12 protein-coding genes are annotated in these 15,008 nt (G+C 59.3%); 8 read left to right on the plus strand and 4 right to left on the minus strand.

Features of this window, described 5'->3' with window-relative positions; translation table 11 throughout:
• Nucleotides 1-121: 121 nt before the first annotated feature.
• From CLV88_RS04170 to CLV88_RS04180, 3 genes are all read left to right on the plus strand, one after another.
• Complete coding sequence (locus CLV88_RS04170; RefSeq protein WP_106607137.1) at nt 122-1,009, plus strand: LysR family transcriptional regulator; 888 nt, start codon at nt 122-124, stop codon at nt 1,007-1,009.
• A 158-nt stretch (nt 1,010-1,167) separates the two neighbouring features.
• Nucleotides 1,168-1,998, plus strand: coding sequence for a universal stress protein (locus tag CLV88_RS04175; protein WP_165798801.1), 831 nt, complete (start codon nt 1,168-1,170; stop codon nt 1,996-1,998).
• Between the two features lie 110 nt (nt 1,999-2,108).
• A complete protein-coding gene (locus CLV88_RS04180) occupies nt 2,109-2,849 on the plus strand; it encodes a sulfite exporter TauE/SafE family protein (protein ID WP_106607139.1) in 741 nt (246 codons plus the stop codon).
• 15 nt (nt 2,850-2,864) lie between these two features.
• Here the strand turns inward: CLV88_RS04180 and CLV88_RS04185 are convergent, their stop codons facing one another.
• The 4 genes from CLV88_RS04185 to CLV88_RS04205 form a co-directional block, all read right to left on the minus strand.
• Nucleotides 2,865-4,187: a TRAP transporter large permease gene (locus tag CLV88_RS04185; RefSeq protein WP_106607140.1), complete on the minus strand. Its 1,323-nt coding sequence runs from the start codon at nt 4,185-4,187 to the stop codon at nt 2,865-2,867.
• Nucleotides 4,184-4,711: a TRAP transporter small permease gene (locus CLV88_RS04190; RefSeq protein ID WP_243403568.1), complete on the minus strand. Its 528-nt coding sequence runs from the start codon at nt 4,709-4,711 to the stop codon at nt 4,184-4,186. Before CLV88_RS04190 ends, CLV88_RS04185 begins: the two co-directional genes overlap by 4 nt.
• Before the next feature lie 492 nt (nt 4,712-5,203).
• A complete protein-coding gene (gene cueR, locus CLV88_RS04200; RefSeq protein ID WP_106607142.1) occupies nt 5,204-5,596 on the minus strand; it encodes a Cu(I)-responsive transcriptional regulator in 393 nt (130 codons plus the stop codon).
• Nucleotides 5,593-8,076: a heavy metal translocating P-type ATPase gene (locus CLV88_RS04205; protein WP_106607143.1), complete on the minus strand. Its 2,484-nt coding sequence runs from the start codon at nt 8,074-8,076 to the stop codon at nt 5,593-5,595. Before CLV88_RS04205 ends, cueR begins: the two co-directional genes overlap by 4 nt.
• A 215-nt stretch (nt 8,077-8,291) precedes the next feature.
• Between CLV88_RS04205 and xylB the strand changes: the two genes are divergently transcribed.
• The 5 genes from xylB (at nt 8,292) to CLV88_RS04230 (ending at nt 14,823) form a co-directional block, all read left to right on the plus strand.
• Entirely contained in the window at nt 8,292-9,746 is a 1,455-nt protein-coding gene (gene xylB, locus CLV88_RS04210; protein ID WP_106607144.1) for a xylulokinase, read from the plus strand.
• On the plus strand, nt 9,743-11,047 hold the full coding sequence (xylA, locus tag CLV88_RS04215) for a xylose isomerase (RefSeq protein ID WP_106607145.1): 1,305 nt from the start codon (nt 9,743-9,745) through the stop codon (nt 11,045-11,047). Before xylB ends, xylA begins: the two co-directional genes overlap by 4 nt.
• Nucleotides 11,048-12,025: an aldose epimerase family protein gene (locus CLV88_RS04220; protein ID WP_106607146.1), complete on the plus strand. Its 978-nt coding sequence runs from the start codon at nt 11,048-11,050 to the stop codon at nt 12,023-12,025.
• Entirely contained in the window at nt 12,022-13,326 is a 1,305-nt protein-coding gene (locus tag CLV88_RS04225; protein WP_106607147.1) for a cytochrome-c peroxidase, read from the plus strand. The genes CLV88_RS04220 and CLV88_RS04225 overlap by 4 nt, the downstream gene beginning before the upstream one ends.
• A gap of 321 nt (nt 13,327-13,647) precedes the next feature.
• Nucleotides 13,648-14,823, plus strand: coding sequence for an acetyl-CoA C-acetyltransferase (locus CLV88_RS04230; protein WP_106607569.1), 1,176 nt, complete (start codon nt 13,648-13,650; stop codon nt 14,821-14,823).
• Nucleotides 14,824-15,008: the final 185 nt, after the last annotated feature.

Here is a 15,008-nt window from a genome sequence, read left to right on the forward strand (position 1 = left end):
TCACGGAAAAGGGCTGTGAACACTCAACCCAGCCCCCACCTTGTGCGCTTGTGGAAAAGATAGACGCCAAAAACAACGATAAAAATTGACATCTGCGCACAATCACTGGAGAAAAACTCACATGATAGCACCGCGCCGTTTTCTCCCCTCAATCAACTCCCTACTCGCCCTAGAAGCTGTTGAAAGGCTCGGCACAGCCTCGGCTGCGGCTGAGGATTTGTCGCTGACCCACTCCGCCGTCAGCCGTCAACTCAAGGTTTTGGAAGAACAATTGGGCGTCGCGCTTTTCGTCCGCTCTGGCAAAAACCTGCAACTAACCGCCACCGGCGCGACGTATGCACAATCTGTGCGGGTGTGTCTGAACAGTCTCGCCCGCGCCAGCCTCAAGGTCAAAGCAGCGGGCGCAAAGGCCAGCTTGAACCTCGCGGTTTTGCCGTCGTTCGCGCCCTATTGGCTGGGCCCGCGCCTTACGGGGTTTCTGTCCACGCATCCCGGCATTCTTGTAAACCAAAGCACACGCATCAAACCGTTTGATTTCGAGAACGAAGACTTTGACGCAGCCATCCACTACGGCGCTGCGGATTGGCGCGGCGCGCACCACCGGCCTTTGCTCAAAGAACGCATAATACCGGTCTGCGCGCCCGGTTTTGCCGAAGCACTTCCTTTGTCACCGGGCGCTCTTTTGAAACAGCCCCTGCTGCATCTGGATAGCCGCCCCGGAGCGTGGGAGGACTGGTTCAAGGCGCATGGGCACGACGCGCCACAGCTTCGCGGCATGTTGTTTGATCAGTTCACCAACATGGTCGAAGCCTCAGTATCCGGGTTGGGTGTCGCCCTTTTGCCTGAGTTTCTGGCAGAGCAAGAATTCCAACGTGGCCGCCTTGTATCCGCCAGCGCTGGCTACATTGACGCAGGCGGCACTTACTTTCTCGTCTGGCCAAAGACCAAACAGGCCAGTGAACCGTTGACGCATTTCCTGAACTGGTTGTCGCGCAATGACACGTCTTAGGATTTGAACCTAACATAGCACTCCGTAACCGCGGCCTCTCACAAGGAAATGTGCAATCCCCGCGGCATTTCGGCCAACCGCCCTTTGACCGCGCGCAGAACTCTCCTATGTTACAGATCAAGCGGTTCACGCATCCAAACTCTCTCACGGAGGTTCTGTTGAAGTCCATTGTAGTTGCCACCGACCTTTCTCCGCGCTCGGATCGGGCGTTGCACCGGGCATTGCGCCTCGCGGCCAAGCTTCAGGCCCATGCCCATGTTGTGTCGATCGTCGATGACGCCATGCCCGAGGACATGGTCGCCGACCTGTCCACCAATATCAAAGAGCGCCTTGAAACCTATCTCAGCACCTTGGATCTGGATGCACAAACCAGCGTCGATGTTCTGCTTGGTGACCCGGTTGAGCAGGTCAATGAATTTGCTGTCGCTAAAGAGGCTGGCCTGCTGGTGCTGGGTGTGCACCGCCGCCGTGGCTTCCTCGACAGCCTGCGTGAATCCACCTCCGAACGCATCGTCGCGGCCAGCATGGTTCCCGTGCTGATCGTCAAAGACCTGAATGATGGCGACTATGAAACCGCCCTCGCCCCGGTCAGCTTTTCCCAAGCCTGCGCCAACGCATTGCGCGCAGCCTCTGTCATCGCACCCGAGGCCGAACTGCGCAGCTATCACGCTCTGCATGTACCCTTTGCCGGGCTGACCGGTGGCTCCAGCGGCACCGAGATGTCGCGTGCCGTGCGCCGTGAAACCGAAGAGAAACGCGACGATTGGATGAGCTCGGCCAAACTGCCAAACGGTTTGGCATCGCCCGAGATCATCACTGGCAGCCTGTCGCAGGTGCTCGACAAGCAGGTCGCGGAACAAAACCCGGACCTGATTGTATGCGGCACGCACACTCGCGGCCTCGCCATGCATAAACTGGGCAGCTTCGCCGCAGAATTGCTGCGCGATCCGCCGGCCGATCTCTTGGTCTCGCCCCCCGCCGCGCGCTGAACGTCACCAAGGCTGGCGAACAATCACGCCAGCCTTGGACCACTCATTGGACAATCCCCAAGCTTCCCTGTAAGCGCATTTTGATCTCACGCGCAGCAAGGGGCTATTTCATGGATTTCTGGATCGTTGCTGCGCTCGCCGCATTCCTGATGGGTTTGTCCAAGGGCGGCGTTCCAATGATCGCTCTGCTCGCTGTCCCACTGATGTCGCTCTATATGGATCCGGCGCTGGCCGCTGGCCTGTTGTTGCCAATCTTTATTGTGGCCGACATGTACGCCGTGTTTCTGTTCCGCAAAGCCTTCTCGCGGCGCAATCTGAAAATCCTGTTCCCGGGCGCGATTATGGGCATCCTGACCGGCTTTTTTGCGGTCTCTTATGTCCCCACTTCGGCTGTGAAACTGCTTGTGGCGGTGATTGGCTTTACTTTCCTGTTCAATGCCCTGCGCAGTCGCTTTTCCAAATCAGAGATCCCCGCGCGCCCCGCTGACGTCCCACGCGGGTTGCTTTGGGGCAGCGTCGCTGGCCTGACCAGCTACATCTCCCACGCGGGCGGTCCGCCTTATCAGGCGTATGTCCTGCCGCAAAAGCTCGACAAAATGGTTTACCTCGGCACCACGACGATCTTTTTCACCGTGGTGAACCTGCTCAAAGTACCGCCGTATATCGTCGCTGGTCAGATCACGACAACCAGCTTTGGCCAAGCCTTATGGCTCGCACCTGCGGCCCTCTTTGGTGCATGGTGTGGCGCAGCAATCTCGCGTGTTTTGCCCGAGAAAATCTTCTTTGCATTGGTCGAAATTGCGCTTGGCGTCGTATCCATCAAATTGGTGGTCGAAGTCCTGTGGGCCTAATCCTTTGCGGCACCGCTAGTAAATCAACCACACAAGCGCCAAGGTAATTGACGGGAACATCGCCAATATCGCGACCCTCACGATATCCGCCATCACAAACGGTGCAGTACCTCGGAATGTCTCGCTGATCGGGATATCTGGCGCCATCGTGTTAATCACAAACAGATTCATCCCCACTGGTGGCGTGATAAGCCCAACCTCGACGACGATCAGCACAATAATTCCGAACCAAAGCGCGAATTCTTCCGTGCTCATCCCGAAATCAAGTGAAATCATGATCGGGAAAAAGATCGGCACCGTCAAAAGCACCATCGACAAGCTGTCCATCACACAGCCAAACACCAGATACAGCACCAACACGCAAAACAGCACAAACCACGGGCTGAACCCCTGATCCAGCACCCATTGCGCCGATGTTTGTGGCAGCTGCGTCAACGCCAGAAAGCTGTTGAACATACCCGCGCCCAGCACGATCAGGAAAATCATGCCGGTCGAATTGGCTGTGGTCAGGATCGAACTCACGATCTTTTGCCGGTTCAAGCCCCCCGTCACCAACGCCACCAGCCCGGTGCCCGCAGCGCCTACGGCCGCGGCTTCGGTGGGCGTAAAGATACCCGCATAGATACCACCCACCACGGTCAGGAAGATCACAATCACCGGCCAAACAGCCGCCAGCGCCTTAAAGCGCTCACCAATCGGTTTGCGCTCCAGCGCATCCCCCGATCCCGGTACAACACGCACGTAAATCGCGATCACCAGCATATAGCCAATTGCCGCCAGAATGCCCGGCACAAAGGCCGCAACAAACAGTTTTGCAATATTCTGCTCGGTCAGGATCGCGTAGATCACAAGGATGACACTCGGCGGGATCAGAATACCCAGCGTGCCGCCTGCCGCCAAAGTCCCCGTCGCCAGCGGCCCGCTATATCCATAGCGGCGCAGCTCGGGCAAGGCCGTTTGCCCCATCGTTGCCGCCGTCGCCAAAGACGACCCGCAAATCGCACCAAACCCGGCGCAGGCGCCAATGGCAGACATCGCCACACCCCCCTTGAGGTGCCCAAGCCAAGCCTCTGCCGCTTTGAACAACCCCTTGGACATGCCCGACAACGTGGCGAACTGACCCATCAACAGGAACAGCGGTACAATCGACAGCGAATAGTTCGAGAAAGTGCCATAAACGAGGTGCTTCATCTGCCCCATCGTCATCATGGTCGAGCCAAACACGATCCAAGTGCCCCCGAAACCGACCGCCATCATGGCCAATCCAATAGGAATGCGCAGGAAAATCAGCGCCAGTAAAACAGGGAAAGACCACAGGCCGATTTCAATATTGCTCATGCCGTTTGTTCCGTCGTCTTACCAAAAAGGGCGCGCGTACTGCGCAAAACACAAAATCCAGCCACAACCGCAAACACCACCGCCCCGGCCAGCGACGCGGCATAGGCCATCCAAATCTCGAATTGCAGGATAAAAGTGGTTTCCTTATAGGCGAATTTGTCTGACATCCCCAGATACAGGCGCCACGCAATGACATAGGCGGCGATCAGCATCATGACATCGGCAATCAAATCTATCACCCGGTTGCCAAACTGCCCCAGCAAGGACTGCAACAAATCCACCCTCGCATGGCCTCGGGTATATTGGCACCACGGCAAAAACGAAAAAATTGCAAAGGCCACCCCGGCTTCGACCAGCTCAAAATCACCCGGAACCGGAGCCAACCCGATTGGGATCAAGGCGCGTCCCGTGATCGACACACAGGTCATAATCACCAGCCCAATCAGCACCACACCGCCCAATATCGCCATCGCGCGCGCCAGAAACTCAACCGCCTTATCAAGCAGATCATACAAGGATTGCACGTCCACCGCCCTCCCTTGAGCCACTCGACCCCGCCGGATGCTTTTTCCAAAGCATCAGGGCCAATACTCCGCCCCGTACCGCTTTGGATCACCAAGCGGTACAGTCTCCTCACTGTCTCATATCAACTACTTGATCAGTTAACAACTATTTACTGACCGCCCGGTCGATTAAATTTCATTGTTGGTCTATGTATTGAAAAAAACTATCGCATGATGGTCCATCAAAGGGCGGTCAAAGGCGTTGTTGTCAGACACCATCACGCGAATGATGATCTCGCACGGCTGCCATTGCGCGCTCACACTCTCGATCTGTTTCCGACTGACTTGTCGGCAACCTGTTGAAATCATGTTTCAACACTGTCCGCTTGCTGCACCGTTCATAGATCGCAATACCACAACCAGCGGCAAATACTGCCGCGGCAAGAATATATACAATTTCCATGAATTCAGGCTATGTGCAGACCGCGCCCAACACAACGGTGGTGGGTCGGATCAAACCGCCCCACGCTCCAGATCTTTCAGAATCGGACAATCGGGGCGGTCATCCCCCGCACACGCCCCCACCAGATGCGACAAGGTCGCGCGCATCGCCTGCAAACCTTCGATCTTGGCATCAATCTCACGCAGATTTTCCTCGGCGACGCGCTTCACATCTGCGCTCGCGCGCGATTGGTCAGCGTATAGCGCCAACAGAGACCGACAATTCTCAATCGTGAACCCCAATGACCGGGCCCGCCCGATAAAGGCAAGTCGGTGCAGGTCTTTCTCATCAAAATGGCGATAGCCGTTTTCGCTGCGCGCGGGGGTAATGAACCCGATATCCTCGTAATACCGGATCGTCTTTGCCGGAAGTCCCGACCGCTTCGCCACATCGCCGATGTTCATGCCGTCACCTCGCCCGTGCGTACCGATCCAGGGGCCTGCACATCGATTTGCACACCAATCCCGCGCAGCCGCAGCGCGTTGCTCAAGACAAAGACGCTCGATAGCGCCATCGCCCCCGCCGCCAGCATCGGCGACAGCATCGGACCGCCAAAAGGAAAGAGCACTCCTGCCGCCACCGGGATCAGAACCGTGTTATAGCCAAAGGCCCAGAACAGGTTCTGCCGAATGTTACGCATTACCCGCTGGCTCATCGACACTGCGTTCACCACGCCACCGACGTCCCCCGACATCAAAACCACATCCGCCGCCTCAATCGCGACATCCGTGCCCGTGCCAATCGCCACGCCCACGTCCGCTCGCGCAAGCGCCGGGGCGTCGTTGATTCCGTCGCCCACAAAGGCCACCGCGCCCACCTCGGATTGTAGCGCTTCTATGGCGGCGACCTTGCCTTCCGGCAAAACCTCGGCGCGCACATGATCAATACCCAGTTCCTGCGCGATCACCTCGGCCGTGGAACCATTGTCCCCGGTGATCATCGCCACGTTGAGACCCATCTCATGCAGCGCTTTCACCGCAGCGCGGGCGCTAGGTTTTATCGGATCAGCCACTGCGATCAGCGCCGCAACGCACCCGTCGACGGCCACATAAAGCGGTGTGCGTCCACGTTTGGCCAACATTTTGGCCTGTTCGCGCAATTCGTTCAGCGCCACCCCCTCGGACACCATGAACCGATCCGCGCCGATGGCAACGTTGCGCCCCTCAACAACCGCACGCACACCAAACCCGGCCACGGCCTCGAACGCGCTAGCTGGCGCGAGATCCGCGCCTGCCGCTCGCACAATTGCCCGTGCCACCGGATGTTCAGAGGATTGCTCAACACTTGCCGCCAGCCGCAGCAACCCGACCTCCTCAAACCCCTCAGCCAGCACCACATCGGTCAGTTCCGGCTGCCCCGCAGTAAGCGTTCCGGTCTTGTCAAAGGCCACCACCTTACAGTCGCGCAAAGTCTGCAACGCATCGCCCTTGCGAAACAGCACGCCCAACTGCGCCGCTCGGCCTGTGCCCACCATGATCGACGTCGGCGTCGCCAGCCCCATCGCACAGGGGCACGCAATGATCAGAACGGCCACCCCGGCCACCAGCGCGCGGCTCAACACCGGCTCCGGCCCCAGCGCCAACCACGCCATAACCGTCAATAACGCGACCGCCAGAACGGCGGGCACAAACCACGCCGTAATCCGGTCGACCAAGCCCTGAATCGGCAACTTGGCCCCCTGCGCGCGCTGCACCATCTCGATGATCTGCGCCAGCATCGTCTCCGCGCCGACCTTTTCGGCCCGAAACATCAGCGCGCCAGTTCCGTTCACTGTGCCACCGACAACCTGCGAACCCGCGCTTTTTTCAACCGGCACCGGCTCGCCTGTGATCATGCTCTCGTCAACCCAGCTCGCGCCTGAGGCCACCACGCCATCCACCGCGATCCTCTCGCCCGGACGCACTTGAACCAGATCACCCACGGCGATCTCGTCTATTGCCACCTCGACCACAACGTCTGCGCGCTCAATCCGCGCCGTGCGCGGTTGCAACCCCACCAGCGCCTTGATTGCCGCGCCGGTACGCCCCTTGGCCCGCGCTTCCATCAAGCGCCCCGCCAGGATCAGCACAACAATCACCGCCGCCGCCTCATAATACACGTTCGCCGTGCCCACCGGCAGCGCACGCGGCGCAAAGGTCGCCAACACCGAAAACGACCACGCCGCCGACGTGCCCAGCGCCACCAGCGCGTTCATATCCGGTGCGCCCTTGAACAGCGCCGGAAACCCTTTGGCATAAAACATGCGTCCCGGCCCGGCCAACACCAGCGTGGTCAGCACAAACTGCAAGTAATAGCTGTTCTGAAGCCCAATTGACCCCGCTACCCAATGGTGCATTCCGGGGATCAGATGTGATCCCATCTCCAAAACAAACACCGGCAGCGCCAAGACCGCGGCCAATATCGTGCGCTGTTTTAACGCCTCAAACTCGGCCTCTTTGCGCGCACCCGTATCGTCTGCAACCTCAGCCAGCGTTGCCGGGTATCCAGCTCCGCTCGCCAGTGCGGCAACGTCGTCGGCACGGATCACACCGTCGATAAATCGTACTCGTGCGGTTTCGCTTGCTAGATTTACCTCTGCCGAAACCACGCCGGCACCTTCGCTGAGCGCAGCTTCGGCCCGCCGCACGCAGGACGCACAGCTCAACCCTTCCAGCCGCAAAACCACCTCGCGACTCACCGCCGGATATCCGGCCTCGCTCAGCGCTTCGATCAGCTGAACGGGCGTTGCAGGTGCGTCATACCGGACCTCGGCGGTCTCGGCGGCCAAGTTGACCGACGCCGCCGAGACCCCTTCAACACTTGCCAATGCACGCTCTGCACGCCCCACGCAGGACGCGCAGTTCAACCCTTGAATCTGGAATTGCACAGAACCCGGAAACGCCATGATCTCACCAACTTGACTGTCTGACACGGTACATAAACCTTCCAGTAAGAGGAAGGTCAAGGCCGCACCAACCCTCCTCTGAAATCGGGACAACACGTCGCATCAGACAGCCCGCCTAAATCCGCCTTTTTCGAAAAAAGTGAATTTGGTGTTTGATATTTTATTTAATTTGAGTCTAAAATTTAACTGGGAGACATTTTGAGGGAGGAGCAATCGTGTTCATAGGACTTGACCTAGGCACATCAGGACTGCGCGCGCTTGTCATTGACGAGGCGCAGAAAATCGTCACCTCCAGCGAGGCACATTACGACACATCCCGCCCCCACCCCGGTTGGAGCGAACAAGACCCCGGCGCGTGGACAGACGCCTGCCAAACCGTCTTTGCAAAGCTGCGCGACAGCCATCCGGCGGAAATGCAGGCTGTGCGTGCCATTGGTGTTTCGGGCCATATGCATGGCGCCACTTTGCTGGACACCTCAGGTGCACCGTTGCGCCCCTGTTTGCTTTGGAATGACACACGAAGCGCCGAACAAGCCAAACGCCTTGACGAAAATCCAGCGTTCCGCGCGCAATCTGGTAATATCGTTTTCCCCGGTTTCACCGCGCCCAAGGTGCTCTGGGTCGCAGAAAACGAACCAGATGTATTTGCCCAAACCGCCAAGGTGCTCCTGCCCAAAGACTACCTGAATTTCTGGCTCACTGGGGTCTATGCCTCCGACATGTCCGACAGCGCCGGGACAAGCTGGCTGGATGTCGGCGCGCGCGACTGGTCAAATACCTTGCTTGATGGCTCGGGCATGACGCGCGCCCAAATGCCCACCCTCTTCGAGGGCTCCGCCCCTATCGGCACCCTGCGCCCGGATATCGCCAGCACACTCGGACTGTCGCCAGAGGTAATTGTGGCGGCGGGTGCCGGTGATAACGCGGCTGCCGCCTGTGGCATCGGCGCTCTGTCAGATGGTCAAGGGTTCGTATCACTCGGCACGTCGGGTGTGCTGCTCACCGGGCGTGATGGTTTTGCGCCCAATGCCGACAGCGCCGTGCACACCTTTTGCCATGCTGTGCCAAACCGCTGGTACCAGATGGGCGTGATCCTCGCCGCGACGGACAGCCTCAACTGGCTCTCTCGAAATCTTGGGCAATCTCCGGCTGCTCTGACCGCAGCCCTTGGTGATACAATCTCCGGCCCCTCTTCCTTGCGCTTTCTGCCCTATCTCTCGGGTGAACGCACACCGCACAACGACGCCGCCACACGCGGCGCGTTTCTTGGCCTCGACATTTCGCATGGCCCCACCGACCTCACCCAAGCGGTAATCGAAGGGGTCAGCTTTGCCCTGCGCGATAATCTCAATGCGCTTGCCTCTGCCGGGGCGTCACTGTCCAGCCTGATCGCCATCGGCGGCGGGGCACAGTCGCGCTATTGGGTCGAGCTGATCGCCACTCTTCTCGACATGCCCATTGACCTGCCAGCCAAGGGCGAATTTGGCGCCGCCCTTGGGGCCGCCCGCCTCGCGCTCTGCGCGGCTACAAATGCCGACCCTGACACCGTGATGACCCGCCCGGACATCGCTGAAACCATCGCTCCGCGCAGCGACCTGCGCGATGCATACACCGCGGCACATGCTGCTTTCACCCAATCCTATCCTGCCATAAGGGGCCTGACCCAATGACCGACTTTTTCGCAAATATCGCCCCCATCGCCTTTGAGGGCGCCGACAGTACAAACCCGCTCGCCTTCCGCCACTACAACCCGGACGAAGTTGTCATGGGCAAACGCATGGAGGATCACCTGCGCTTTGCCATCGCTTATTGGCACTCTTTCGCGTGGGAAGGTGGCGACCCGTTTGGTGGTCAGACCTTTGAACGCCCCTGGCACCCGCAAGACCAGATGGCGACCGCCAAAATCAAGGCCGACGCCGCATTCGAAATGTTCGACATCCTCGGCCAGCCCTATTTCTGCTGGCACGACGCCGATATCCGCCCTGAAGGCGACAGTTTTGCCGAGAGCCTCAAGAACTTTGAGGCGGTCATCGACTATTTCGGCGAAAAGATGTCAAGCCGCGACGTCAAGCTGCTTTGGGGCACCGCCAACATGTTCAGCCACCGCCGCTGGATGTCGGGCGCGTCAACCAACCCCGACCCGGATGTGTTCGCCTATTCCGCCGCGACCGTGAAAACCTGCATGGATGCCACACTGAAATTAGGTGGCGAAAACTATGTGCTTTGGGGTGGGCGTGAGGGCTATGAAACCCTGCTCAACACAGACATGGGCCGCGAACTCGACCACATGGGCCGCTTTCTCAACATGGTGGTGGATTACAAACACAAAATTGGCTTCACCGGCACGATCCTTGTGGAACCCAAGCCACAAGAACCCTCAAAGCACCAGTATGACTATGACGCCGCAACCTGCTTTGGGTTTCTGCAAAAATATGGGCTGGAAAATGAGGTCAAACTCAACCTCGAACAGGGCCACGCCATTCTGGCTGGCCACAGCTTTGAACACGAGATTGCAACCGCTACCGCCCTCGGTGTGCTTGGCTCAATCGACATGAACCGCAACGACTATCAATCCGGCTGGGACACTGACCAGTTCCCCAACAACGTCCCCGAAGTGGCGCTGGCCTATTACCATATCCTGCGCGATGGTGGTTTCTCGACAGGCGGAACCAATTTCGACGCGAAACTGCGCCGCCAGTCGCTGGATGCCGAGGATTTGATCGCCGCGCATGTCGGCGGCATGGACATTTGCGCGCGCGGGTTGAAAGCTGCGGCAGCGATGATCGAAGACGGTGGGCTTGATGCCGCCCTTTCGGAACGCTACGCCGGATGGGACACAGATGCAGGCAAAGCCATGTTGAACACCGATCTGGACACGCTCTTTAATCAGGTGCACTCAGGGTCCATCGCCCCGGCCCCAAAATCGGGCCGACAGGAGATATTGGAAAACTACGTCAACAGGTTTGTCTGAATGCCGCACGCGCCGACGCCCGACCAGATCCGCCAGACCACGCTTGAGAGCGAGACCATGTCGGTCACAATCCTCAATCTGGGCTGCATCACCCAGGACTGGCGGGTGCGCCACGCTGGGGCCGATCTACCCATCGTGCTCGGCTATCGCGCGGCCACAGACTATCTCAACAACCCGGCCTATCTCGGCGCAATCGTAGGGCGCGTCGCCAATCGGATTGGCGGTGCTGCCTTTGAGCTCAACGGCGCCCGCCATACCGTCACCGCCAACGCGCCACCCCATTGCCTGCATGGCGGCGATATGGGCATTTCCAAACGTATCTGGGAAATGGACGCTGACGAAACTCGCGCGGTCGAGCTGCGCCACACCTCGCCCCACGGTGATCAGGGATTTCCGGGCGAGGCCGTGTTTACCACCACCATCACCCTCTCGGGCACAACGCTCACCTATGACATGCGTGCCACGGTTGACCGGCCCACCCCGATCAACCTTGCTCAACACAACTATTACAACCTGATGGGACGCGGCACCGCCCACACGCACACCCTGCACATCCCCGCCAACCAGATCACCGAACGCAGCGACGATGGCATTCCCAACGGCACCTACCATGCCACCGCTGGAAACCGGTTCGACTTCACCAGACCACGCGCGATCTCTGACGCCGACCCGGCCCGTGAAGGTTATGATGACAACTTGGTTCTCTCTGCGCCGCACACCACCCTATCGGCACCCAATGGCCTCTCGCTATCGCTGACGACTGACCAGCCGGGGCTACAGCTCTACTCCTCCATGTTCCTGACCGAGGAACACACACCCCACGCGGGCCAATCTCACACCCCCTATTCCGCCATTTGCCTCGAGCCTCAGCACTTCCCCGACGCGCTCAACAAACCTGGTTTTGCGCCCATCATCGCCACCCCGGGTGCGCCTTATCACCAGCGCCTCACCCTCGAACTCTCCGGTGCCTCGCGATGATCCGCGCCCTTGCTATCGCCCTGTTCGCCCTGCCCATCACGGCAATTGCCTCCGAGCTACCCAAACCCGATGCCACATTCCCCGAACCGGACATGGCCCGCGTCGAACTGGGCTGGCAGCTGTTCTACGACCCGATCCTGTCAGGCAGCCGCACCGTCTCTTGTGCCACATGCCACCACCCGCGCCTTGGCACGGGTGACGGGCTGTCACTCGGCTTTGGCGACGGCGCCTCCGGCCTTGGCATCGACCGTGTGATCGACCCAGACAACCCACCCGAACAGCGCATCCCGCGCAACGCGCCGGGCCTGTTCAACCTCGGCGCGTCCGAATTCACCGTCTTTTTCCACGACGGACGTCTGGAAGAGGACCCTTCCCGGCCCTCCGGCCTACGCACCCCCATGGGCACCGAAATGGAATCTGGCTTTGACAGCGCACTCGCCGCACAGGCCATGTTCCCCGTACTCTCGGGCGACGAAATGGCGGGACATTACTCTGAAAACGATGTGGCCCAAGCCGTGCGCCAGGGCCTCATCACCGGCCCCGGCGGCGCTTGGGACATCCTCGCCAAACGGGTCGAAGCAATCCCAGCCTATCGCACAGCCTTCGACAACGTCATCGGTGTCGATACACCAATCCGCTTCCATGACATCGCCAACGTCATGGCCGATTTCATCCGCTTCGAATGGCGGGCCGATGACAGCGCGTTTGATCGTTTCCTGCGTGACGGTACCCTACTGCCACCCGAGGCCATGGCAGGCATGGACCTGTTTTACGGCAAGGCGCAATGCAGCACCTGCCACACCGGCCAATTTCAAACCGACCACAGCTTCCACGCCATCGCCATGCCCCAGATCGGTCCGGGCAAGGCCGCCCGTTTTGAGCGTCACAACCGCGATGTCGGACGGATGCGCGTGACCGGCGATCCGGCGGATGCCTACGCCTTTCGCACACCCACATTGCGCAACCTGCCCGAAACTGGCCCCTACGGTCATGCCGGTGCCTACCCGACCATCGAAACCGTGGTGCGTCACCACCTCGACCCTGTCGCAACCCTGCGCAGCTATGATCCAGCCGCAGCCCTCTTGCTGCCCCCGGACTATGCCAGCGATTTTGCCTTGATGCGCGATCCCACTGAAATCAACGCCATCGCCGCCGCCAACAAACTCGCCCCAACGCCTCTGAACGACACAGAAGTTGCGCAAATCGTTGCATTCCTGCGCCAGCTGCACGATCCGTTCAGCGACGAGAATCGCCTAGGCGTGCCCAAAGACGTGCCAAGCGGACTGCCCGTTGATCAATAATGAGGCACTTAGCTATGCACCTGCGGCATAACGCACCTGCAATCGCGTAACAAACGCGCAGGCCGCTTATTCCATCAGCACAGACTGGTTGCGCTAAACTTCTTTATCCAACAAGACATTACCGTATTTTCACCCGTCGCAGGCGTATGGAGACTGCCTGCAATTTTCCGCCAACATGCCCTTGCACCCCCCAATCCGCAAATCGCGATTGTTGCCGCATTGCGGCAAATGGGGTATCCACATCGCGGAAACCGGAGCTTGCGCAAAACCGATCCAAAAGGGGCCGCGCTGCGCCACCACATTTTGGTAAAGGAAATATGCATGACCAACGTAGTTATCGCCTCCGCCGCACGTACGGCTGTCGGCAGCTTTGGCGGCTCGTTCGCCAACACCCCGGCACATGATCTCGGCACAACGGTCCTCAAGGCTCTGGTCGAACGCGCAGGCGTCGATCCTTCGGAGGTTTCCGAGACCATTCTGGGCCAGGTGCTGACCGGCGGTCAGGGTCAAAACCCAGCTCGTCAGGCGCATATCAACGCCGGTTTCGCCAAGGAAGGTGCCGCTTGGGGCATTAACCAGGTCTGCGGTTCGGGTCTGCGCGCCGTCGCTTTGGCAGCACAGCATGTGCAACTGGGCGACGCCAGCATCGTTGCTGCCGGTGGGCAGGAAAACATGACCCTCTCCCCCCACGTCGCAAACCTGCGCGCGGGCACTAAAATGGGCGACGTAAAATATATCGACTCGATGATCCGCGACGGTCTGTGGGACGCCTTCAATGGCTACCACATGGGCCAGACTGCGGAAAACGTGGCCGAGCAGTGGCAGATCAGCCGCGACGCTCAGGACGAGTTTGCCGTCAGCTCCCAGAACAAAGCTGAAGCCGCCCAAAAGGCTGGCAAGTTCGCCGACGAAATCACCCCCTTCACGGTCAAAACCCGCAAGGGCGACATTGTAGTAGACAGCGATGAATACATCCGCCACGGCGCCAATATCGAGGCGATGGCCAAAATGCGCCCCGCCTTCACCCGCGACGGCACCGTAACCGCCGCCAACGCATCTGGTCTGAACGATGGCGCCGCCGGCGCTCTGGTCATGTCTGCGGACGAGGCCGAAAAGCGCGGCATCGAGCCATTGGCCCGCATCGCGTCTTATGCGACCGCCGGTCTGGACCCGTCGATCATGGGTGTCGGCCCGATCTATGCCTCGCGCAAGGCACTGGACAAAGCAGGCTGGGCCGTGGGCGATCTGGACCTGGTCGAAGCCAACGAAGCCTTCGCCGCTCAGGCATGTGCCGTGAACAAGGACATGGGCTGGGATCCTTCGATTGTAAACGTAAATGGCGGCGCGATTGCCATTGGTCACCCCATCGGTGCCTCCGGCGCGCGCGTCCTGAACACCCTGTTGTTCGAAATGCAGCGCCGCGGTGCCAAAAAGGGTCTCGCGACACTCTGCATCGGTGGCGGCATGGGCGTGGCCATGTGCCTCGAGCGCCCATAATTTTGCACCTGTAGGTATACCCCAAGGGCGCCTCACTGGCGCCCTTAATTACACATCCTAACCAGTATTCTGTTTCCCCTCTTTCACCACCCCATCGGGACTGCGACATTATAAGCGCGAAATGATATTGCACCCAACAATCTTTCTGCGTAATAAAATTACAGACGAATTAGGACCACATAGGA

Origin of the sequence: Shimia abyssi (assembly GCF_003014475.1) — a bacterium.
GTDB classification, from domain to species: domain Bacteria; phylum Pseudomonadota; class Alphaproteobacteria; order Rhodobacterales; family Rhodobacteraceae; genus Shimia; species Shimia abyssi.

Coding starts and splice junctions, on each gene's coding strand:
- CLV88_RS04230 (WP_106607569.1), top strand. CDS start 13,648: ATGACCAACGTAGTTATCGCCTCCGCCGCACGTACGGCTGTCGGCAGC.
- CLV88_RS04225 (WP_106607147.1), top strand. CDS start 12,022: ATGATCCGCGCCCTTGCTATCGCCCTGTTCGCCCTGCCCATCACGGCA.
- CLV88_RS04220 (WP_106607146.1), top strand. CDS start 11,048: ATGCCGCACGCGCCGACGCCCGACCAGATCCGCCAGACCACGCTTGAG.
- CLV88_RS04170 (WP_106607137.1), top strand. CDS start 122: ATGATAGCACCGCGCCGTTTTCTCCCCTCAATCAACTCCCTACTCGCC.
- CLV88_RS04205 (WP_106607143.1), bottom strand. CDS start 8,076: ATGGCGTTTCCGGGTTCTGTGCAATTCCAGATTCAAGGGTTGAACTGC.
- CLV88_RS04180 (WP_106607139.1), top strand. CDS start 2,109: ATGGATTTCTGGATCGTTGCTGCGCTCGCCGCATTCCTGATGGGTTTG.
- xylA (WP_106607145.1), top strand. CDS start 9,743: ATGACCGACTTTTTCGCAAATATCGCCCCCATCGCCTTTGAGGGCGCC.
- cueR (WP_106607142.1), bottom strand. CDS start 5,596: ATGAACATCGGCGATGTGGCGAAGCGGTCGGGACTTCCGGCAAAGACG.
- CLV88_RS04185 (WP_106607140.1), bottom strand. CDS start 4,187: ATGAGCAATATTGAAATCGGCCTGTGGTCTTTCCCTGTTTTACTGGCG.